The 22844-nt window shown below is 60.6% G+C and carries 16 protein-coding genes and 1 pseudogene; 11 read left to right on the top strand and 6 right to left on the bottom strand.

What is annotated here, in order from left to right; all coding sequences use genetic code 11:
• Positions 1 to 59 precede the first annotated feature (59 nt).
• The 3 genes from PLL20_07665 (at position 60) to PLL20_07675 (ending at position 4958) form a co-directional block, all read left to right on the top strand.
• Positions 60 to 1376, top strand: a complete 1317-nt coding sequence (locus PLL20_07665) for a PmoA family protein (protein ID HPD29855.1) — start codon at positions 60 to 62, stop codon at positions 1374 to 1376.
• Between the two features lie 85 nt (positions 1377 to 1461).
• Positions 1462 to 4164 (top strand): glycoside hydrolase family 38 C-terminal domain-containing protein, encoded by a 2703-nt coding sequence (locus PLL20_07670; protein ID HPD29856.1) that lies wholly within the window; start codon positions 1462 to 1464, stop codon positions 4162 to 4164.
• 257 nt (positions 4165 to 4421) lie between these two features.
• Complete coding sequence (locus PLL20_07675) at positions 4422 to 4958, top strand: prepilin-type N-terminal cleavage/methylation domain-containing protein (GenBank protein ID HPD29857.1); 537 nt, start codon at positions 4422 to 4424, stop codon at positions 4956 to 4958.
• Between the two features lie 250 nt (positions 4959 to 5208).
• On the opposite strand, the pseudogene PLL20_07680 reads toward PLL20_07675, so the two are convergent.
• The 5 genes and pseudogenes from PLL20_07680 to PLL20_07700 form a co-directional block, all read right to left on the bottom strand.
• Positions 5209 to 8384: pseudogene (locus PLL20_07680) on the bottom strand (efflux RND transporter permease subunit).
• Between the two features lie 13 nt (positions 8385 to 8397).
• Positions 8398 to 9597, bottom strand: a complete 1200-nt coding sequence (locus PLL20_07685; GenBank protein HPD29858.1) for an efflux RND transporter periplasmic adaptor subunit — start codon at positions 9595 to 9597, stop codon at positions 8398 to 8400.
• Between the two features lie 64 nt (positions 9598 to 9661).
• Complete coding sequence (locus tag PLL20_07690; GenBank protein HPD29859.1) at positions 9662 to 11407, bottom strand: efflux transporter outer membrane subunit; 1746 nt, start codon at positions 11405 to 11407, stop codon at positions 9662 to 9664.
• Between the two features lie 58 nt (positions 11408 to 11465).
• Positions 11466 to 12080 carry a TetR/AcrR family transcriptional regulator gene (locus tag PLL20_07695; protein HPD29860.1) on the bottom strand — a complete coding sequence of 205 codons (615 nt, stop codon included), beginning with the start codon at positions 12078 to 12080 and terminating at the stop codon, positions 11466 to 11468.
• Between the two features lie 558 nt (positions 12081 to 12638).
• Entirely contained in the window at positions 12639 to 13607 is a 969-nt protein-coding gene (locus PLL20_07700) for a polyprenyl synthetase family protein (GenBank protein HPD29861.1), read from the bottom strand.
• Positions 13608 to 13825: 218 nt separating this feature from the next.
• Here PLL20_07700 and PLL20_07705 point away from each other — a divergent pair, with 218 nt between their 5' ends.
• Positions 13826 to 15217, top strand: a complete 1392-nt coding sequence (locus tag PLL20_07705) for an alkaline phosphatase family protein (GenBank protein HPD29862.1) — start codon at positions 13826 to 13828, stop codon at positions 15215 to 15217.
• A 23-nt stretch (positions 15218 to 15240) separates the two neighbouring features.
• On the top strand, positions 15241 to 16359 hold the full coding sequence (locus PLL20_07710) for a uroporphyrinogen decarboxylase family protein (GenBank protein HPD29863.1): 1119 nt from the start codon (positions 15241 to 15243) through the stop codon (positions 16357 to 16359).
• A 160-nt stretch (positions 16360 to 16519) separates the two neighbouring features.
• On the opposite strand, the gene PLL20_07715 is transcribed toward PLL20_07710, so the two are convergent.
• Positions 16520 to 16795: a glycogen-binding domain-containing protein gene (locus PLL20_07715; protein HPD29864.1), complete on the bottom strand. Its 276-nt coding sequence runs from the start codon at positions 16793 to 16795 to the stop codon at positions 16520 to 16522.
• Between the two features lie 802 nt (positions 16796 to 17597).
• Here PLL20_07715 and gap point away from each other — a divergent pair.
• The 6 genes from gap to PLL20_07745 all read left to right on the top strand — a co-directional run bounded on the left by gap (position 17598) and on the right by PLL20_07745 (position 22793).
• Positions 17598 to 18617 carry a type I glyceraldehyde-3-phosphate dehydrogenase gene (gene gap / locus PLL20_07720; GenBank protein HPD29865.1) on the top strand — a complete coding sequence of 340 codons (1020 nt, stop codon included), beginning with the start codon at positions 17598 to 17600 and terminating at the stop codon, positions 18615 to 18617.
• A gap of 313 nt (positions 18618 to 18930) precedes the next feature.
• Positions 18931 to 19566: a hypothetical protein gene (locus PLL20_07725; protein HPD29866.1), complete on the top strand. Its 636-nt coding sequence runs from the start codon at positions 18931 to 18933 to the stop codon at positions 19564 to 19566.
• Between the two features lie 272 nt (positions 19567 to 19838).
• On the top strand, positions 19839 to 19982 hold the full coding sequence (gene pgk, locus PLL20_07730; protein HPD29867.1) for a phosphoglycerate kinase: 144 nt from the start codon (positions 19839 to 19841) through the stop codon (positions 19980 to 19982).
• Positions 19960 to 20160 (top strand): hypothetical protein, encoded by a 201-nt coding sequence (locus tag PLL20_07735; GenBank protein ID HPD29868.1) that lies wholly within the window; start codon positions 19960 to 19962, stop codon positions 20158 to 20160. The genes pgk and PLL20_07735 overlap by 23 nt, the downstream gene beginning before the upstream one ends.
• A gap of 61 nt (positions 20161 to 20221) precedes the next feature.
• Entirely contained in the window at positions 20222 to 20953 is a 732-nt protein-coding gene (locus PLL20_07740; protein HPD29869.1) for a nucleoside-diphosphate kinase, read from the top strand.
• Between the two features lie 601 nt (positions 20954 to 21554).
• Entirely contained in the window at positions 21555 to 22793 is a 1239-nt protein-coding gene (locus tag PLL20_07745; GenBank protein ID HPD29870.1) for a phosphoglycerate kinase, read from the top strand.
• Positions 22794 to 22844 lie beyond the last annotated feature (51 nt).

The following is a 22844-nucleotide window of genomic DNA, read 5'->3' on the forward strand; positions in this document are numbered from 1 at the left end:
AATACCCACGCCCGGTATCATGCGATGCCGAGGTCTCATAGCGCGGGAAACACAGAATTATGAACGAAGCTCGCACCAAGAGTCGGCCCGAGAGTCTTTGGGGACCAGTCAAAACGCTCATCGTACTGCTGAGTGCCTGCGTTGGCTGTGTGAGTCCAAACCAGAGGATTGCGGGTATCGTGCCAACGGATTGGCCGGCGGACCTGCCAATGCCCGTCGAAGTGCCTCTCCCCACAATGCCCGTCGGGGTATCACCTGATGGGTTCGGGGCCAAGCGGCTGCTGGTGCGGGTTTCCATCGGGCACCGCCCGGCCACACTCCAACCCGCCGACCTTGGCCGGGCCGATCCCTTTGCCTCCCGCGGCGAAGCAGTATTGAGAACATATCTCAAGCTCAAGGAGTCGGACCGGGGACAACCGATTGAGATCCTCATGCCGGATCATCGGAGGGCCGGGGCCGGCGTGTGCTGCAAGGCACGGTACGAGGAGCCTTTTCTCCACGTTGCCGCAGGGCCGGACAAACCGATATTGTCCTACTGGCACGGTCCTGCAAACTCAAAGAACGCCAAGAGCCATCCTCTGAACGACTTCATTCATCCGGTGACCGGGCTTGATGGCGAGGAACTGACGGCGGCTTCGCCGGGGGACCACATACATCATCGCGGGATCTTCTGGGCCTGGGTTCGCTCGGAACGACAAGGCAAATGGCAGAATGAGTGGTGGATACCGAGGGAGTTCGTCGCCGAACCCGGGCGCCTCGAATATGACCGAGAGGGAGCGACATCGTGCCGTTTCACGGCGGAGCACTTCTGGACGTACCGGCCCGCCGATCCGGCCCGAAACGAGAGATTTGTTCGAGAAATGGTGGATTGCCGGGTTTATTGCGGCTCGCCGAGCGGGCGGGCAGTGGATATCGATCTGACGCTGACCGCGCTTGTTGATGGCATTCGGATTGGGGGACAGACAGCCGCGGACAAGGGATACGGCGGAATGACGTGCCGTTTCGGGTCAGCGACGGAGGTCCGGATGGAAAACGACCGGGGCCCGATCAGTGGCGACAGCCTGAACCACGTGGTCGCGAGGTGGGTCGATTGGAGCGGCAGGTTCATCGGACCAGACGGGCGGCGTCTCCCGCATCGGAGCGGCGCTGCCCTGATGGTTCACCCCTCGCACCCGACGTGTCCTCCGGAATGGATCGTGCGCGCCTACGGTCCGATCGGCGTGGCGTACCCGGGTCTCGAAATGATCGATCTGCCTGAGAACGAACCGCTTCATCTGCGATATCGGCTCTGGATCCACCGGGGCGACGCGATCGCTGGGAAGGTTCCGGAGGCATATCAGGCCTACGTCGCCGACTGGCAATGGAAGACGGGGTAGATACCGGTCGGTTGGCATCCTTCCGCCCTGTCGGCTTATGATCTTCAGCCCCAAGAGACAAGAATCAGCAACAGGAGGCCTCAGCTTGTCTACATCGAAACGCATCGGACATTACGTGGCCAGCACGCACTGGGACCGCGAATGGTACGAACCCTTTCAGGACTATCGTTTTCGCCTGGTCAACCTGCTGGACGAAGTCATCGACACGATGAAGACCGATCCCGATTTCAGGTATTTCCAGATGGACGGGCAGGTCATCACGATCGAGGATTACCTGGAGATTCGGCCTGAGCGGGAGGCCGAGATTCGGCAACTGGCGCAATCCGGCCGTCTCAAGCTGGGACCCTGGTACGTTCTGCCGGATGAGTTCCTGGTGAGCGGCGAATCGATCATCCGCAATCTGCAGATGGGTTTGAGGTTGGCGCAGCGGTTCGGCGACCCATCGAGAGCGGGGTTTTTGTGCGACATGTTCGGCCACATTTCGCAGATGCCTCAGATCCTGCGCGGCTTCGGGATCGATAACGCCTTTCTCTGGCGAGGGGTTAACGAAGTGACCCACGGGGCGATGTTTCGCTGGCAGTCGCCGGACGGGAGCGAAGTGATCGCCTACCGGTTCAGCCCGCGCAGCGGTTACTGCGCCTACGCCTTCAGGGTACGACATGGTCACGAGCCCGACGTGATCTTCGACATCGAGACGGCGACAAAGGATTTCCGCGAGTATCTGGACTTTGAGACCGCCCGGTGCCCGACGAGCGCCTTTCTGGTCTTTGACGGCGGCGATCACATGGAGATCGAGCCGCAAACGACCACGCTGCTGGCCGAAGCCAACAAGCGGTTTGCCGATGTGGAGATCATCAGTTCGACTCTTGACGCGTTCGTGGAGGACATTCGCAAGGAGTGCGGCAGGATCACGAAGGTGTTTTCAGGGGAGCTGCGCGATCCGGCGGTGCTCGGCGACGAACAATGGCTGATCCCGGGGGTGCTCAGCAGCCGCGTTCATCTCAAGCAGGCCAATGCCCGGTGCGAAACCGAGTTATGCCTGTGGGCGGAGCCGTTCAGCGTTTTCGCCGCGCGCACGGGCCGCCCGTATCCGGAGGCGTTCCTCAACACCGCCTGGCGATACCTGCTCCAGAACCATCCGCACGATTCGATGTGCGGCTGCAGCATTGATCAGGTCCACGACGACATGCTTTACCGCTTCAATCAATCGGCATTGATCGCCGCCCACGTTACACGGGATGCGCTGCGTCACATTGCCGAGCGGGTCCGGCTCCCGGAGATGGGGGAGAAGGACATCGCCGTGGTGGTCTTCAATCCTTGCGGAGAGCCGATCGACGGACCGGTCGATCTGACGCTGCGGTTTCCCGAGTGCATGGACGCCGTCTATCAGGAGTGGTTCGGGTTCGAGAAGAAGATCGGTTTCAGGCTTTACGATGCCGACAACCGCGAACTGCCGTATCAATACGTCAATCAGCGCCAAGGGCGATACGGTTTCCGACGTCCGCTGCGCAAGTTCCCGGTAGCGGACGTCCGGCACGAAGTGGACGTGAGCGTTCCCTTGCGAGTGCCCGCATACGGCTACACCACCATCATCTGTCGGCCGGTCAAGGAGCCCACGCGCTATCCGGGCACACTGGCGGTCGACGACCATACGATCGAGAACGAGTTCCTCAAGATCGGCGTGAACTCCAATGGCACGCTGGTTCTGACCGACAAGAGAACGGGACAGGTCTATGACCGCCTGTTGACGCTCGAAGACTGTGCCGACATCGGAGACGGCTGGTATCACGGCACGGCAGTGAACGAACAGGTTTTCACCTCGATCGGTTCGTCGGCCGACATCGCCCTTACCGCCGACGGACTCTGCAAGGCGACACTGACCGTCCGGGTCACCCTCAACGTTCCGGAGCAGTTCCAGTTTGGCTCAAAGATGGCCCGCGCCGGGTCGTTGAAGCCGTTGATCGTCGTTCACCACGTGACGCTGCGCAAAGGCGGCGACGCGGTCGAGGTCCGCACCGAGGTGGATAACACCGTGCGCGATCACCGGTTACGGGTACTGTTCCCGACGGGCTGCAAGGCGACGACGTACCTGGCCGACCAGGCGTTTGACGTCGTGGAGCGCCCCATTGCTCTGCGGGCCGACAACGCGAAGCTGAAGGAGATGGAGGTCGAGACCAAGCCGCAACAGACCTGGACGGCCGTCTATGACGAGCGTCGGGGCCTTGCGGTGATCACCGTGGGCTTGCGCGAATCCGCGGTGCGCGACCAGCCTGAGCGGCCGATCGCTTTGACCTTGTTGCGTTCATTTGTCCGGGCGGTCCTGACCAGCGGCAACGAAGGCGGGCAGATCCAAGGGCGGCATGAGTTCCAGTACCGAATCGTACCGTTGTCAGGCAGACCTGACGTCGCCCGCCTGTGCCGCATGGGGCAGCAACTTGCCGCCGGCGTTCGGGCGGTGCAACAGGAGCACCGCGACATTGTTGGTGATCGGGAGGGCGGGCCGGCGGGGCGAACGCTGCCCGCCTCGCAAGCCTTCTTGACCGTGGCGGGACGGGACGCGGTGGTGACCGCTCTTTACCGCCGGCATCCGGGCGAGGATGCATCCGTTCGGGTCTTCAATCCGACCACCCGCCCGATGGAGGTTGCCATCACCATGCCCGGCACCCGGGGACAGGCGAAGCTCACCGATTTTGCGGGGAGGACGATCGCCGCAGCACCTCGTGAGGGAGACAACGTTTGCGTCAGTCTCAGGCCGAAGCAGATCGCCACGATTCAGTGGATCGGCTGATAACCTCCGGGCCGGCGAGATCGGACACATGCGCGGCGTAATTGGAGGTTGTGGTGGTCCGTGTTCCTTTCCCGTGTTTATGGGGCATCCTCGCCACCCTGGGCCACACCCGAGGGCCGGGCGAGCAGTGGGAAGTAAAGCAAACCGGCGTGTTAGTCGAAGAACCTGGTGACGAACCGCACGAGCAGGCGCGCTCGACTTGAGATGACTCTGCGATGGTTCTGCGCCGGTTGATCGTTGCGGAGGAGCCGGTAAACATGGGTTCGGGCGGAAGGGAAAGGCGGACGGTGCGCCGGGGGGTGAATCTGGTCGAGTTGCTCCTCGTTGTCATCATTATCGGCATCATCGCCTCGATAGCCATCCCGCGGGCCAGTCGCGGGTCACGCATCACGACTGAACCCGAGTTGGTCAACTGCCTGGCAATTCTGCGGATGGCGATTGAGGAGTATGCCGCGGATCATGAAGGGCGATTTCCAGGAACGAATCCGGATCGGACGGCCGGCGATCCGAAGCTCTTTGCCGACCAGTTGACGAAGTTCACGTCGGTCGCCGGCGAAGTATCGGAGACGCGGACTTCGATCCATCGATTCGGCCCGTACGTCCACCGCCGGATTCCGGCCGTTCCGGTGGGGACCAACAAGGGATCATCGCAGGTGGCCATCGATATCGACAGCTTGATGCCCACGGTGAATCTTGGCAACCCGGCCGGATGGATCTACAACCCCCTGACCGGCGACATCATCGCCAATGCTGAGGGGGCTGACGAGACAGGATTGCTGTACTGCAACTACTGATTACAGAATCCTCGTTCGACCCGAGGGTCGGCGAGTTCGACGAGACCCGAATCGGGCCCCCTAATATCTCCTGGTATCTGGGGACCGACAGCGCAGGCGGCCGTGAGCCGGATTCACGACGGAACTCACGGCCGCTTGTTTCTGGACGTCCGTCGGCCAAGCACCCGCAAGCAAAAACACGCCGGCGAAGAAGCCATCCCCCTTTCGACCCAGGACGACAACGTGTGTGCAGCCTGCGCCCGTGCTGCCGTCATCCGGTTGCGAGTTCGCTCGTCGCTTGCTGCGAAGCCGCCCTTCGAGCGCGTTCTTCCACTTTGAACAATCGCGACACGAGAACAAAGGACAGCGGAATGAACAGAAGATCGATGAACGTCGCGGAGAGCATTCCGCCGGTCACCGCGGTGCCGATGGCATTCATCGCGCCGGCGCCCGCACCGGTGGCAATAGCCAACGGCAAGACGCCGAAAAAGAAAGCCAGCGAAGTCATGATGACCGGCCGGAACCGGACTCTCACGGCCCCGAGGGTCGCCTGGATCAATCCTTCTCCGCGAGCCAAGCGCTCCTGCGTGAACTGAATGATCAGGATGGCGTTCTTGGTGGTCAACCCGAGGGTGGTGAGAATCCCGATCTGAAAATAAACGTCGTTGGGCAGCCCCGCAGCCATGTGGCCGCAGTCGCGCCGAACGCCCCCAGCGGCAGCATCAGCATGTTTGCCAGCGGGATGGGCCAGCTTTCATACAGGGCGGCCACGCACAGGAAGATGACCAGGATGGAAAAGGCGTACAGGATGGGTCCCTGTTTACTGGCCATTCGTTCCTGATAGGACAGGCCGGTCCAGTCAAAGCCCACCCCCTGAGGCAGCTTCTCAACGATCTCTTCCATGGCCCGCATCGCGTCGCCGGAGCTCTTACCGGGAGCCGGCTCGCCCCAGATGTTCATGGAGGGAAACCCGTTGTAGCGCTCCAGTCGGGCAGGGCCGTACGCCCAGCGGCCGGACGCGAAAGCGGACAAGGGTACCATCTTACCCACGTTGTTGCGGACGTAGGTCTTGCCCAGATCCTTGGGCAACATGCGGTGAGGAGCATCGAGTTGAACATAGACCCGCTTGACTCGACCAGCCTGAACGAAGTCGTTCACGTAAGCCCCGCCGAAAGCTGCCGAGATGGTGTTATGAATGGAGGTGATCGGGACGCCAAGGGCTCCGGCCCGCTCCCAATCCACGTCGAGCCGGTATTCGGGCACATCCTCCAGGCCGTTGGGGCGAACGACGGACAGCCTTGGGTCCTGGGCGGCCAACGCCAGAAACTGGTTGCGGGCCTGCATCAGCTTTTCGTGGCCCAGGCCGCCCCGGTCGAGCAACTGAAAGTCAACGCCCCTGGCGTTACCGAGTTCGACCACGGCAGGCGGCGGAAAGGCGAACACCAAGGCATGGCGCATCCGGGAGAAGGTCTTGGTAGCCCGTTCGGCAACGGCTTTTACCCTCAAGTCCGGCCGGTCGCGGAGACCCCAGTCCTTGAGCTTGATGAAGACCATGCCGTTGGCTTGGGACCTTCCCGAGAAGCTGACCCCGCAAATGGTCATGCAGGATTCAACCGCTTCCTTCTCATTTTCCTGGAAGTGGGTGCGAACCTCCTCCAGGACTCCTTGAGTCTGCTCTAGCGTGGACCCGGCGGGCAGAATGATTTGAGCGAGCATCATCCCCTGATCTTCGTCGGGCACGTAGCCGGTGGGCAGATGACGGAAGAGAAACCCGACGGCTGAGACGATCAGGACGTAGACCAACCCGTAACGCAGTTTCTTCCCGAAAGACCGCCCGACGATCCCGACATAGATGTCCCGGATCCTGAAGAAGATGCGATCGAACAGCCTGAAGAATGGACGGAGGAAGAAGATCGCGGCCTCGGCCGGCTCATGCCCAGCCGGTACCGGCTTGAGCAGGGAAGCACACAAAACGGGAGTCAAAATCAGTGCCACAACCACCGACAGCATCATGGAGGAGATAATGGTAATGGAGAACTGTCGATAGATCACACCGGTTGAACCCGCGAAGAAGGCCATAGGGCCGAAAACCGCCGAGAGAACCAGGCCGATACCGATCAGAGCGCTGGTGATCTGTCCCATCGATTTCTTGGTGGCCTCCCTGGGCGAAAGTCCCTCCTCGCTCATGATCCGCTCCACGTTTTCCACCACGACGATGGCGTCGTCCACCAGAAGCCCGATGGCCAGCACCATGGCGAACATGGTCAGCATATTGATGGAGAAACCGAAGATGCTCAGCGTTGCAAAGGTTCCCAGAAGCACTACCGGTACCGCGATGGTCGGAATCAGCGTGGCCCGGATGTTGCCCATGAACAGCCACATGACCAGGAACACAAGCCCGATGGCCTCGAAAAGCGTCTTGACCACCTCCTCGATAGCCACCTCCACAAACGGCGTGGTTTCGTACGGATAGACCACCTTCATGCCCGGAGGGAAAAACCGGCTCATTTCTTCCAGCTTGGCCTTGACCGCAGCCGCGGTGTCCAGGGCATTGGCCCCAGCCACTTGACGGATCGCCATGGCGGCGGAGGGTTTGCCGTTGTACATGCCCTCGATCTCATACGAGTCGGTGCCCAGCTCGGCCCATCCCACGTCGTTGATCCGCACGATCGAACCGTCGGGATTAATGCGGAGGGGGATGGATTGGAACTCTTCGGGCGTTTTGAGCAGGCTCTGAACGATAATGGAGGCGTTCAAACGCTGTCCTTCAACCGCAGGAGCCCCGCCGAACTGGCCTGCGGAGACCTCCACGTTGTAGGCTCGGAGGGCCATGACGATGTCCTCCATCGTCAGGGCGTACTCGGTCAGGCGATCGGGGTTCAGCCATATGCGCATCGCGTACTGAGATCCGAAGTTCTCGACCTCGCCCACGCCCGGCACGCGGGCCAGCACCTTTTCCAGGTTGGACTGGGCGTAGTCTCTCAAGTCGTGACCGTCCATGCTGCCGTCTTCCGAGATCAGACCGACGATCATCAGCCAGTTGCGGGTGGCCTTGCCGACCGTGACGCCTTGCCGCTGAACCACCTCGGGCAGGCCGGCCATGGCAAGTTGGAGCTTATTCTGCACCTTGGCCCACGCCAGATCCGGGTCGGTTCCCGGAGCGAAGGTCAGCTCGATGCGCGAGGCTCCCGCCGAGTCGCTCGTGGCCGAGAGGTAGATCATCTGGTCGAGCCCGGTCATCTTCTGCTCGATGATCTGGGTCACACTGTTCTCCGTGGTCTCCGCCGAGGCTCCGGGATAGAAGGATTGAATGTAGATCGAGGGTGGCGCGATCGGTGGATATTGGGACACGGGCAGGTTATAAATCGCCAAACCGCCCGCCACCATGATGATGATGGCGATGACCCAAGCGAAGACGGGGCGATCGAGAAAGAAGTTGGACAACATCGTGGTGCTCCGCTTAATTCGCGCTGGGGGCCGACTGGACGCCTTGTTCCGCCAAACCATCGTTCTGACCGGCATCGAACGGCACGGTTTTGACGGGCATGCCGGGCCGCACTTTCTGGAGGCCTTCAACGATCACGCGATCGCCGGGCTCGAGGCCGGAGGAGACCAGCCACTTATTGCCGATGGCCCGGTCGGCCGCGAGGGTCTTCTGCTGAACCTTGCCTTCCGCATCGACGATCAGCGCCACGGGATTCCCCTTGTGATCACGGGAGACGGCTTGCTGCGGGACGAGGATCGCGTTCTGAACAATCCCCTCCCTGACGAGAGCCCGAACGAACATGCCCGGCAGGAGCAGATGCTCCGGATTGGGGAACACGATGCGAAGAATGAAGGAGCCGGTCGATGGATCGACGGTCACGTCACGGAATTGCAGCGTGCCATCGAGTGGATACGGGGTTCCGTCCTCCAATCGCAGGCGCACTCTTCTTTGATTCTCGTCATCCTTGCTGAGTCTGCCGGTTTCCATGCCTTGCTTGAGACGAAGGAGTTCAGCGGTGGACTGAGTTACGTCGACGTAAATGGGGTCGATCTGCTGGATCGTCGCGAGCGGAGTCGGCTGATGGGCCGTGACCAGTGCGCCAACGGTAATGTTCGATTTGCCGATGCGCCCCGAAATCGGCGCTTTAATCGGCGTATACGACAAATCGATGCGGGCGCTCTCGACCTCCGCCCTGCGCAGCTCGATCGTGGCCCGAGCCTGTTCCAAGGCGGCAACCGCTTCGTCATAATCCTGCCGGCTGACCGCTCGTTCGGCCAAAGCGTTCTTGTAGCGTTCCACCCGAGCCTTGACGGCAGGGAGATTTGCCTCGGCCGCCGCGAGTGCGGCCTTGGCCCGGCTGTAAGCCGCCTCGTAAGGAGCCGCGTCGATCTGGTACAACACGTCCCCTGCTCGGACGTCGCTTCCCTCCTCGAATAGTCGCTTCTGGATAATGCCGCTCACTTGGGGACGGACCTCGGCCACCAAGTAAGGCCATACGCGGCCCGGCAGCTCGGTAATCAACTCGATCGGTTCCGGGGACATGGTAGCAACCGCGACTTCGGGCGGGCCTTGCGGCCGAGGCGGTGCCTCTTGTGTATTGCAGCGCAGCACGTTCAAGCCTGCGGCGAGGAAGCCCAAGAGGCTTATTCGTGTGAAAGAATCCGTTATCAGCATTCAGCACCTCACATCCTCATTTGAGGAATGCAGCGTTTTCTCTGTGGCCGTATTCAACTCAGGGTTACTCCGGGTTGGTCGAATTCGGTCCCGTCTCGGGTTGCTCGTCAAGATGGTTTTCCCACGGCAGGGTCCCCTTGCCGCCGGAGAAGAAGAAGCCCATAGGGTCGGCAAGCACGCCCGAGCTGTCATCCAGGAATTGCTCCTGTGGCATGGCGTCCGTCGACCAACCGCCGCCGAGCGCCTTGTACAAAGCAATGAGATTGACGGCGACTTGCCCTCGGCTCTGCGCAAGGGCAGTCTCCAGATTCACCAGCGAACGCTGGGCAATCAGTACGTTCTGGAAATCGGTCAGGCCATCCTGGTAACGTTTCTCGGCGAGTTGGGCCGAGCGGCGGACGGCCTCCGTTGCCCGCACCAGCGCCGTGTAGCGGGCCTGCTCGCGCGTGTAAGCGACCAGCGCAGTCTCGACGTCCTGCAGGGCCTGCAGGAGCGTTTGCTCGTAGAAAACATACGCCTGATGGGTCACCGCCTGTTGAGCGGCGATCCGGTTGAGATTCCGCAGTCCGTCGAAGAGGTTCCACCGCAATGCCGGACCGAATCCATACGTGACGCTCCGGGAGTCGAGCATGTGATTGATGTCCGTCGCCTGGAACCCGAAAGTGCCCGAGAGGGTGAATCTCGGATAAAGGTCGGCGGCGGCTACGCCGATTTGGGCGGTTTGCGCGGCCAGACGCCGCTCGGCCGCGCGAATATCGGGACGGCGTCGAAGAAGATCCACCGGAACGCCGATGAGGGTTTCCGCCGGCGGTTTGGGAATATCGCGTACCTGCGACAACTCGTCGTACAGCGCCGCCGGTTCCCGGCCGACCAAAACGCTCAGGCGATAGATTGCTGCCGACAAAGCGGCCTCGATCAGCGGCAATTCGGACTCCGTGGTCGCCAGATTGGTCTCCGCCTGGCGGACATCCAGCTCGGACACAAGATCGGAATCGAACTTCACCTGTGTCAAGGCCACGGTTTCCTTCTGAAGCTTGATATTGCGTTGGGTCGCTTCGATCTGGCTCTGAAGCGAGCGAACATCGACGTAGGTCGCAGCCACCTCGGCCAGGAGGCTGACCAGCACGCCGCGATAGTCCTCAACGGCCGCGGCCAGAACAGCATCTGCCGATTCGAGGTTACGCCGAATGCCGCCAAAGACGTCGATTTCCCAAGAGGCATCGAAGCCTGTGGTGTAGAGGTCCATCGCCTCCGTTTTTGCCAGTCTTGTGGGGGTGGGAAGCAAGCCCATCAGCCCGCCGGCCAACGAGTTTGTCACGGCGGGCGCGCCCGGGAAGGCAGTGCCCAAGCCCTCGCTGAGAGCACTGCTCGCGATGCCGCGTGCCATGGTGTTGGCGAATTGTGTTCCCTTGCCGGGAGCCTGCACGGCGCCGCCCATAAGACCGTTCGCACTCGCCCTCGAACGTTGCCAACCGCCTTGGCCGGCAAGCGAGGGCAGGAGTCCTCCGGCGGCGATGTTTCGCAGCGCACGGGCCTCCCGAATCCGAAGAACCGCCAGACGCAGGTCAAGGTTTCCCTCAGCGGCACGTTTGATCAGGTCAGAGAGAAGGTCATCCTCGAACACGTGCCACCACTCCTGCAGGTCGGCGTTTTCCTCAGCGGGCCCGCCCGTCGTGGTTTGATGCCACGCCTCCGGCAGCTCAGGCGTCGGGGCGCGATAGCCGGGCCCGACGCTACAACCTGAGGGGAGGCAACACAGGCAGACGATCACCATGAAAGAACACGCAACAACCGGTTGATGTCCTGTCATACGCAACTCCTCGGCTGCAATACCACGCATCCGGAACAGGCAGGTGAGCCGTCCGCAATCACGAGCGCTTTTCCTCCGCTTGCGGATGAGTCATGGAAAGCAGCCTCTCAATCACCCGCTCCCGCAGTTCGCCTTCGGGTATAGGAACTTTCAGGAGTCGGCCGATTGCCAACCCGTCAACCGCAAGCCTCACGATGGTTGCCGTCACTTGGTCGATACCGTCCGACTCCAACCTTTTCTGCCACTCGGCGATGCGCCGGCGAAGCGGGTCTAGGTAATCCGGATTGGTGCCAATCGCCGCCAAGACGGCCGTGTGGATCGACTCCCTTTGTGGGTCGGGTGGGTGGGTCCGGACGGTGAGGTAGGCACGAATGAAGGCCCCGCAGGCCTGGGGATCGCTGGCAACGGCCTCGGCCTGCCTCGACTCGCACCGAATCGCGAGTCTCTCGACAATAGCGGTTATCAGCGCCGCCTTCGCGGGGAAGTGGTAGAGCAGCCCTCCCTTGCTGACGCCGGCCTCATGAGCCACGGCCTCGAGCGTCAGGCGTGAGACCCCTTCCCGGGCAACTACTGCCTCTGCGGCATCCAGAAGCCGGTCACGAACGGAAACAGAAGCTCCGTTTTCGGGCGTTTCATTCATAATGAGATACTGTACCGTCCAGACGGTACACATGCAAGGTTCCTATGGATCCAACGAAATGGCACCGATTCAGGCTGCTCTAATAACTTATCTGTAAACAACTTACGATACATTTGGGCTGCCAGCTTTTGCTGATGGCAAGGCAGTCGCGGATCCGTTGTGACAGGCTGAGCCACTCGAGAAACCACTGTACCTGGAAGCAGATGATGGCATCGAGTTTATTTTCCTGACCAGTCAATCATCAGCATCTGTGAATTTTTGCGACGGTCCTTGGGAGGAAACGCCGTGGATGCGCCCGGCGGCGCCGAACCGGGGCGACGAGAGTCCAATTGATGGGTCGCGTCGAAGCCTGGCAATGGGCAAGGGACCCGGAACCGACATCACGGCACCTCGGTGGAGGGCACGCCATGCCACAAGAAAAGCATGTCCAAGGAGACGGGTTTATTACGATCGCTTCGGCAAACCGGGGTCGCGGTTCTGAAAAATCGTCCGAACGAGCCGTGGCGGTTTCCCCCGCCAATGCCGTCGCGCACTCGAATGCGATCCATGGCGATCTCTTTCGCCGGTCAGGAAGGGTGCAAGTGATCCGGCTTATTGCTCTCGCGAAATGATCAGCCTGGCCAGTCGGGAGAGGCTGTGCCGGGCCTGCGATGGCGGCAGGTCATCCAGGCGGGCGATGGCCGACTCGATATAGTCCCTGGCGGCATGAAGGGAATAGTTGATGCTGTCAGTCGTCTCCAAGAGGTTTCGCAGGCGGTTGCGGTCAGGATTAGACCCTGCCAGGAGCAGATGCAACTCTTTTCGGAGGGTATCGTCGGCCCGCGTGAGACAATGGATAACGGGCAGAGTGAGCTTGCTCTTCTGAAGATCGCGACCGAGGGTCTTGCCCATCCGTTTCTCGGAGCCGATGATGTCGAGGATGTCGTCGGTGATCTGGAAGGCGATGCCGACCGCCAGTCCGTACCGCTCAAGGTTGGCGGCGGTTTCAGTTCCGGCTCCCGCGAAGTGGGCTCCCAACCGGCAGCACGCACCGGTTAAAGAAGCCGTCTTGCGGGTAATGATCTGCAGGTAATCGTCGAGGCCTAGATTGAAGTCACCACGATGGTGGACCTGTTGCAGTTCGCCTTCGCAGACGATGTTCGTGGTCGCGGCGATGACGCGCGAGGCGTGTTGGGAGCCGAGAGAACTGCACAGGTGGAAAGCGTGGCTGATGAGGTAGTCGCCGAGCAGCACGGCGGCCTCGTTACCTTCCAAACGGTTGATCGTAGGGCAACGTCGGCGCAGATCGGCATCGTCGAGCACGTCGTCGTGAACCAGTGTGGCCATGTGCACCATTTCGACGACGGCCGCGAGGGTCAGGTGTACGTCGGTGGTCTTGCCGCAGGCTTTGCCGGACAACAGCAGCAGAGCCGGGCGAAGAAGCTTGCCGCGGTACTGCCGGACATGAGCACAAAGATCGTTGATCAGCGGGAGGTCGGAAAACAGTTCATCATCAAAGATCTGGCAGACTTTCTCCAGGTCCTTGGCGATAGGCTCATAGAGCGTGGTCAGGACGGCCATGCAGTTTGTCCGCAGGATTCAGCGGGGCGTCTCATTTGCGCCGGCCAAAACATTGTACGTGACGAACGGTCGCTTGGCGAGGGGGTCGTACCACTCGTTTTCCCGCCGATCCGGGCCGCCCTGAAGGGTGAGATGTCCCCGCGCTTGTCAGATGATCGTGACGACGTTACAAGGAGCCGTTCGGCTTTTGTCCGCCCGGGGCATGAAGAGAGGGAACAGTGCCTGACATCAAGAGAATAGCGATCATTGGTCTGGACTGCGGGGAGCCTTCTCTGGTCTTCAACCGCTGGTTGCCGGATCTGCCGAATCTCCGCCGGCTGTGTGAGACAGGACAGTATGGGAACCTGCTAAGTTGCACTCCCCCGATAACCGTCCCGGCCTGGTCTTGTATGGCGGCCAGCAAGGATCCGGGCCAATTGGGCATCTACGGGTTCCGCAACCGCGCTGATTACTCGTATGAGAAGCTCTCGATCGCAACTTCCTTGGCGGTTCGCGAGCCTCGCTTGTGGGATATCCTGAGCGCCCGCGGGCGCGAAAACATCATCCTGGGAGTGCCGGGTACATTCCCCATCGCGCGGCCGCCCAAAGGCCTCATGGTGACCGGTTTCCTCGCCCCGGACACCAATTCCGACTACACCTATCCGAAGACCCTCAAGGACGAGATTTCGCGGGTGGTCGGGGATTACATTATTGACGTTAAAGACTTCCGGACCGACAACAAGCAGTGGCTCCTGGACCAGATCAACGAGATGACCGACAAGCGGTTCAAGCTGGCTCGTCATCTGATCACCACGCGGCCCTGGGACCTGTTCTGGATGGTCGAGATGGGCGTCGACCGGATCCACCACGGGTTCTGGCAGTTCATGGACTCAACCCACCATCGATATGTACCGGGAGGGCCGTTCGAGTCTGCGATTCGCGACTACTATGTCCGGCTTGACCGGCTGGTGGGAGAGTTGCTGGAAGTCATTGATTTCGAAACCACGGCGGTATGGGTGGTGAGCGATCATGGTTCGAAGTGCATGATCGGCGGCTTCTGCTTCAACGACTGGCTTATTCGCGAAGGCTATCTGGCGTTGAAGGAGCCTCCCTCCAAGCCGACCAAGTTTGACATTGCCAACGTCGATTGGTCGCGGACCAAGGCCTGGGGCGAGGGCGGATATTATGGCCGGTGTTTCCTGAACGTTGAGGGGCGGGAACCGCAAGGCATCATACCCCGCGACCAGTACGAGGCGGTACGCGACGAGCTGATCTGCAAGTTGCAGGCGTTGCGAGACCACAATGGCCACGTGATGGGCACGCAGGCCTTCAAGCCACAGGATGTCTACAAGAAGGTCAACGGCGTACCGCCGGACCTGATCGTGATTTTCGGCAATCTGAACTGGCGAAGCGTCGGGCGGGTGGGCAACGACTCGTTATACACTTTCGAGAATGACACGGGACCTGATGACGCGAATCACGCTCTGGAGGGCATGTACATTCTGTCGCATCCGTCCCTGGAAGGGCGGGGTCGTTGCGACGACGCTACGCTCTACGACGTGGCGCCGACATGCCTGAAGATGCTGGGCTACCCGGTACCCGCCGACATGATCGGCAAGCCGCTGGTGTGACCGTCGGCCGATGCGAGCGAACCATGACCTCAAGAGAGCGATTATTGACCGTCCTTCGTCGAGGGCGACCGGACCGAGTGCCGGTGACGATCTATGGCTACTCGAAACATGACGACGCGTGGTACAACCATGAGCCATCCTACGCCCCGCTGATCGAGCTGGAGAGTCGGTACGGCGACAGTTTTGTCACTGCCCCGATCGATTGTCCGGTCTTCCTTGGAGATCCGAACGTCGTTCACGGTCAGGAAGAAATTCATCCCGACGGCTCGGTTGTGATGACGACCGAAATCAACACCCCGAAAGGCAGGCTGCGGGCCGTCTCTCGCAGAGATCCCGGCCTGATGACCAATTGGCAAGTCGAACCCCTGATCAAATCGGACGAGGATATCGAACGATTGCTCTCGATGCCGGATCCCCCGGCCGAAGTCAACGCCCAACGAATCGCCGACCTGCAGGCTCGGGTCGGAGACGACGGCATTCTCTGTTTCAGCGTGGGCGATGCCCTTGGCCACGTCGTGGGTTTGTTCGACTTTGAAGACTTTGTGCTGCGGTGCTACACCGACGACGGCCCGATCCGAGCCCTGCTTGACAAAGCTCAAGGGCAGGTTCTTCGGACAATCAAGGCGATCGGGCCGTTGGTGAGGAATGCCGCGTTCCGGCTTTGGGGACCGGAATATGCCGGCGCGCCGCTGATGGATCCGGCGGTTTACTTCGCCCGGTATGTCGTAGGCAGGGACCGCGAGGCGACCGAAGCCATCCACGCCACGGGCAACTTCTGCGTGATCCATTGTCATGGTCGTCTGCGCGATCTTCTGGACATGATCGCCGACATCGGGGCCGATGCCTTGGAGCCAATCGAAACGCTCCCTATGTCCACCGCGGACGTGACGCTGGCGGAAGTGAAGGAGCGGATCGGGCGGCGGATGTGTTTGATGGGGGCAATCCAAGCCCACACTCTTGAAACCGGCATGCCCGAGGATGTTCGCCGTGAAGTACGGGATGCAGTGGAGACAGCGGCCGGCGACGGGGCTTTTGTCTTGCTGCCTACTTCGCCGCCGTTCATGGTGCCCTTGGCCGTCAAGTCGCTGGAAAACCTCCGGGCGATGTATCTGGCAGCCCACGAATTCGGCATCTACGACTGACCGCCAAAAGATGTACCGGGGCACACGCCGTCAGTTGACACAACCCATTGTGATAATTGAGATTACAATGATCCGCTTTGGCAGGATACGGGGATCACCCTTCAGGCATCGCGCCCGCCAATTCGCTCGAAGCAACAAGCTCTATCTGACCGGCCCGGCTCTACACCACAACGACCGAGTCCCGGGTGCCAAACTCGTTTGTAGTCTGCTTTTCAGCTTGGGGGTCCTCGACCCACTGGCTATCGACCACGAACTTGTAGCGATGCTCGCCGGGTCGAAGCGTGATCCGTTTGCGAAACGTACCATCCTTCTGGCGAGTCATCTTGCCTTTGTCCGGCTTCCAGTCGTTAAAGGAACCGGCCAGCGCCACGTCGCGACACGCAGGGTGCTCAGGCCGGTAAATGAAGGTTACCGTTTTGCCATTCTTCACTACCATGGCCCGCTCCTTTGTCAGGTAGGACGAACGATTCTTCCAATCCAGATTCTATGACGCCCTCGTGGGCGTTTCCAACCTTGCGGTGACCCCGGAAACCTCCGGGCCAGCGAGTCCCGGGTTCTGCCCGCATCTTGCTGAGCCGTAAGGCTTTTCGGCAGCCGCTTGCAAGAAAGCAGTCCGCCTTGGGCAACCGTGTTCCAGGTTGGCCTCGCCCCCGTACCTTACATATCGACCGAGAGGGGCTTCGTGCATCGACGGTCTTTTCTCATCTGTCGCCGCGAACGGCGCAGCGGCTTGGCTTTTGAGCGACCGGTGCGCCGTCTTGTCTTGCGCAAGGATTTGTTCGTTAAGGAGTTGAATGTGCCGGGGCGTTCCAGCACAAGCTCAGTCTCCCGGCTGACGCTTTTTCGCCACCAGTTGAGTATGAAGGAAGCATGGAACGTCGAGGAAGTTGTACAGATTCGTTTCCAGGGTGATCGTTCGGACAGGGTTCCAACCACCTCGGCCAGCGACTCCAAGCTGCGTCGTCCATAGGAATGCGTGCCCTCGCGCTGAGCCTAACCCCTGCGGCGCCGTACCAGATGGGGGGCATCTCCGTTGCCGTCGGCTCGGCGAATCGGGCTTGCGGCTCTGAACGAGCCATCCTGCCCGTCGCGGACATTCGCGAGCGAGCAAGCAGCCGCGGCGCCGAGCCTTGACCTGACCGCCCAAAAGCCGTATCGTCTCGACTCCGCAGTTGGAAATCCAGCAAGGTATACCCCCCAATTGACGGAGACAGGTTACAGCATCAGGAGAAAAGACAATGGCGATTCGTGTAGCGATCAATGGCTTCGGGCGTATCGGCCGGCTCGTGCTTCGGGCGGCGATGGAAGACAGGGATATCGAGTTCGTGGCGGTGAACGACGTAGTTCCGGCCGAGAATCTGGCATATCTGCTGAAATACGACTCGGTCCACGGCCGGGCAAAGGTGGAGGTCAGGCAGGAAGGTGACAACATCGTGGTGGCCGGCCGGAAGGTCAAATGCGTATCAATCCTGGACCCGGCGCAGTTACCGTGGAAAGACCTCAAGGTCGATTACGTGGTCGAGTCGACGGGGAAATTCACCGACAGGGCTGGCGCCGGCAAGCACCTGACCGCAGGGGCCAAACGGGTGATCATCTCCGCTCCGGCCAAGGATAAGGATATCCCGACGTTCGTCATGGGTGTGAACGAGCAGAGGTTCAACCCCGCGACGGATACCATCGTGTCGAACGCGAGTTGCACAACCAACTGCCTGGCGCCGATCACCAAGGTCGTCTTGGACAACTTCGGCATTGTTGAGGGTCTGATGACCACGATCCACGCGATGACCGCGACGCAACCGACGGTGGACGGGCCCAGCAAGAAGGATCTCCGCGGCGGCCGCGCGGCCGGCCAGAATGCCATCCCGGCATCGACCGGTGCCGCCAAGGCTGTGGGCTTGTGCATTCCCGAAGTCAAAGGCAAGCTGACGGGCATGGCCTTCCGTATCCCGACTGCCGACGTGTCGGCCGTGGACCTGACTGTCCGCACGGAAAAGGCGACGAGCATGGCCGAGATCAACGCCGCGATGAAGAAGGCCTCGGAAGGTCCCATGAAGGGCATTCTGGGCTACACCGAAGAGCCGGTGGTGAGCAGCGACTTCATCGGTTGCCCGCTGTCGAGCATCTACGACGCGACGGCCGGCATCGAATTGAACGCCAACTTCTTCAAGCTCATTTCCTGGTACGACAACGAGATGGGCTATTCCTGCCGGGTGAACGACCTGATGAAGTTCATCGGGAAGAAGGATGGGTTGTTGTAAGGCGACCGGACGAGCGTCTGACGAACGGACTCAGGGGGCACAGCCGAACAGGCGGCCCCCTTTTTTTGGAGCGGCTGTCGCCCGAGTGGAGCGATGGAGGAGGTCCGCTGTCGGGTCCTTGCGCCACATGAGGCGGGAAAGCCATGGAACGACGCGATCCGTTCGCACCGTTCCAGATCACCAAGAAGAGCCGGTTGACGACCAAGAGCGACCAATGGCTTGATGATTCGGAGTACCTGTGGAAATCGAAGCGATATGCCGCCGCCCTGTACTTGGGCGGTTTCGTCATTGAGGGTCTTCTCGAGGCCGGCCTGTGCGATCGGCGGTTCGAGCCCCAGATCCGCCGTTGCTCTATTCGCACGATCTCAGTGCATTGCGGGCCGCCAACACAGAACTGGACCGCAGAATGCAGGCCGACCGCTTGGGCGTCCATGAGCAGTTCGCGCCCCTGTCGAACTGGACCGTCCGAGTGAGGTATGATCCAAGAAGGGTCGCGAGGCAGGATGCCGACTTTGTCGTGCAACTCCAGGGACGTTCTGTCGATGAGGTCTTCGCTCCTTTGGCAAGTCAATTCAAAGTCGACCCGCAAACGTCGTTCGAGACGGTCACCGGCACAATCAAGCACGTCCTGTGGACGCCGGACCATGCGCTTGTGATTGGGCTGTTCGAGTTGAGCCAGGATGAACATGATCAATCGCGGTTCGGCCGGCCTGTCGTCGTTCGCGCGATGAGAGGAGATGCCTATGTGCCTGCGCCCGAGGACGTAATCATTACCAAGCTCCTCTGGTACCAAAGGGAGCGTCGCAGCAAGGGGCTGAACGACGCCCGCAACATCCTTGCCACTCAGCAGAAACTCCTGGATGCGGCATGCCGTGAACGCTGGTGCCGCACCCACGGAACACTGGAGCTGCTGCCGCAGCTTCGGGAGCAATTCCCGCCTCTTGCCTGAGGCGGGCCGCTGCCACTGTCGCCATCTTCGCTCCTGCCGACTGGATTTGTCTCGGGTTTTGGACCAGAATATCCGCCGTTGTAGGGTTTGGACTTCGAGGGTCTTCGTGCATCGATTGAAGGTGTCAAGATAGCGAAGCAAACGATTGCGGATTAGTCTCTTCCGTCGCGACTGGTGCGCATTTTGCGTGCATGTTTCCGGATCGCAGAACGCTTGGGTTGCGGCCCGCAAAAAGGCGGACCGCCTTAGACGGCAGGGGAAAGACTGTGTTGATGCCCGTGGACTTCAACGTCCCGCAGGATGATGCCGGGAACATCGCCGACGACCGCAGGATTCGGATGGCGATGCCGACCATGCAACACGTGATCACCAACGGGGGGCAAGGTGGTGCTGATGAGCCACTTGGGCCGGCCTGAGGGCAAGGATCGGACGGCCGACGCGAAGTATACGGTCAAGCCGTGCGCCGATCGGCCGTGCAAGCCGCTGAAGTCCGTGGGCGACTGCCTCCCCTGCCCGGCGGCCGCCCAAGGAAGGCGGCCAGGAAGGGGGACGACAACATCGCGGGCGAAACCAGGTGACTTCTTGTTGCTATAGTGTCTGCCTTCAAAGAGCCATTAACAAGGTATGAATATCACCATCGAGAGGTACGATTCTTATGAATCCACAAGAGTTTGAGCAAACACTCGTTCTGATCAAGCCGGACGCCTTGAAGAACTCGGTTACGGGCTTTATTCTGTCGCAATTGTCCGAGGTGCATACCGGCTTGCGTTTTGCCGCGGCCAAAATCATCCACGTCAGCGAGATGCTGGCTGCTGAACACTACGCCGAACACGCAGGAAAGCCCTTTTTCCCCGCACTCATCCAGTATATTCGCGGTTATGCTCACTATCCCGATGAACCCTGGAAACGTCGAGTGATCGCCATCGTGTATCACGGCCACAACGCCCTGCGGATCATCCGGCAGATGGCCGGCCCCACCAATCCCCATCGGGCCAGGGAGGAACAACCCGGTTGCCTGCGGGCTCTGGGCACGGTCGTTACACTCAAGGATGAGAACGGCAAGGAGATCGGCGAGCGCCTGGATAACCTGATCCACGCTTCAGCCAACCACGAAGATGCTGAACGGGAGATCAAACTCTGGTTCACACCCTCTGACATTCCGCCGCTGATGCAGGTTTACCCTACCGAAGTTTGCAAGGAGCACTACTACTTCAAGGACGGTCGGCTTTGTGATACGTATGAGCCGGATAGCGTGTGTCTGCTGGCACCGGGTATGATTGCCTGGGAATCCGATTTGGCGGCACTAAGGGCTCTTAGCGCGAACAAGCCTTCGGCTCGTTCGCTCAATGCCGTCGCTGCCAAATACCTCATCAATCGCCCGGATTGACGATAACGGATAGGGACTAGGCGATCGAGATTGCCTCAGAGAGGTCCGTCAGAGAGTTGCGACAACAACCGGCGGATGCGGCCGATCCCTGGCCCGCTGCTGTCAACTCCATGCGCTGGCTGATGGCACAGAATCGACACAATCTCGGGATGCGCGAGGTGAGCATCAACTGCAACGGAATTCACTTGTCTGCCGGCCCCCTGGAAGGCATGGTCGAGGTTATCCGTTTCTTCGCAAGCACGATCGAAACAGGAGAACCGACCTGGGTAGCAACCGCTTTCGGACAACCGCCCGGCCGGGAGGGATTGGCGCCCGGCGACATACGGGAATTGGCGATGAATCCGACCCTCGAACACCAGGGACAAAGGCTGTCCGCGTTTGACCTGACGGAGCAACGGGATGCACGTGATGTGGTCAGCTTGCTGCGAGCTGCGGCGAAACGGCAGGACACCAAAGCCGTTGGTGGTCGTCGTTGTCCCGGTCTCAGGTCGCTTGATCAGTCGCCTGGGCCTGGACTTTCAGGGCACACTCTTGCACAATACTCGGCTCACGATTACCCGTTGAGGGGTCTGATAAACGTTGGTTATTGAGGATGGACAACATGGCAAAGAAGACAATTGCTGACATTGACGTCAAAGGCAAGACCGTCTTGATGCGCGTGGACTTCAACGTCCCGCAGGATGATGCCGGGAACATCACCGACGACCGCAGGATTCGGATGGCGATGCCGACCATCCAACACGTGATCACCAACGGGGGCAAGGTGGTGCTGATGAGCCACCTGGGCCGGCCGGAGGGCAAGGATCGGGCCGCCGACGCGAAGTACACGATCAAGCCCTGTGCCGAGCGCTTGGGCAAGCTTCTGGGCAAGCCGGTCCGGTTTGTGCCCGATTGCGTGGGCCCTGAGGTCCAGAAGGCTGTGGCGGCCTTGAAGCCCGGTGACGTTTTGCTGCTGGAGAATGTCCGCTTTTATGAGGCGGAGCAGATCAAAGATAAGAAGGCCAAGGAAGATCCGGCCCTGGCGGAGAAAAAGAGGAGCTTCGCCAAGCAGCTTGCCGACCTGGCGGATGTGTACGTGAACGACGCGTTCGGCACCTGCCACCGCGACAATGCCAGCATGTTGACCGTTCCGCAACTGATGGGCGGAAAGCCCAAGGTGGTCGGCTTCCTGGTCAAGAAGGAGCTCGAATACCTCGGCGATGCGCTCAACAGCCCCCAGCGGCCGTTCGTGGCCATCCTGGGCGGCAAGAAGGTCTCGGACAAGATCGGGGTCATCGAGGCCCTGCTCAAGAAGTGCGACACCATCCTGATCGGCGGAGCCATGCAGCACACGTTCATGCTCGCCCAGGGCCGCAAGATCGGCAAGAGCCTGATCGAGGCCGAAAAGGTCGAAGAGGCCAAGCGGCTGCTTCAGTTGGGCGGCTCGAAGCTCAAGCTGCCGGTGGACGTGGTCTGTGCGGCCGAGTTGAAGCCCGGGATCGCCACCAAGGTAGTCGAAGGCGATATCCCCGATGATCTCAGCGGGTTCGACATTGGACCCAAGGCCATCGAAGAATACAAGAAGATCATCATGGGGGCCAAGACCATTGCCTGGAACGGCCCCATGGGCGTGTTCGAGACCAAACCGTTTGACGTCGGCACCTACGCGATTGCCCATGCCTTGGTGGATGCCACGGCCAAGGGGGCGATCACGGTTATCGGCGGCGGCGACAGCGCGGCGGCCATCGAACAGGCCGGCCTGACGGACGGGGTCAGCCACGTCAGCACCGGCGGCGGGGCCAGCCTTGAGTTCATGGAGGGCAAGCCATTCAAGGCCGTCGACGTGCTCGACGAGGCGTAAGTCAGAAAGCGAATCTGGTTCTGATTGACGAGGCCCACGGGTTGCGATGTC

The organism is Phycisphaerae bacterium (genome assembly GCA_035384605.1).
Classification (GTDB): Bacteria; Planctomycetota; Phycisphaerae; order UBA1845; family PWPN01; genus JAUCQB01.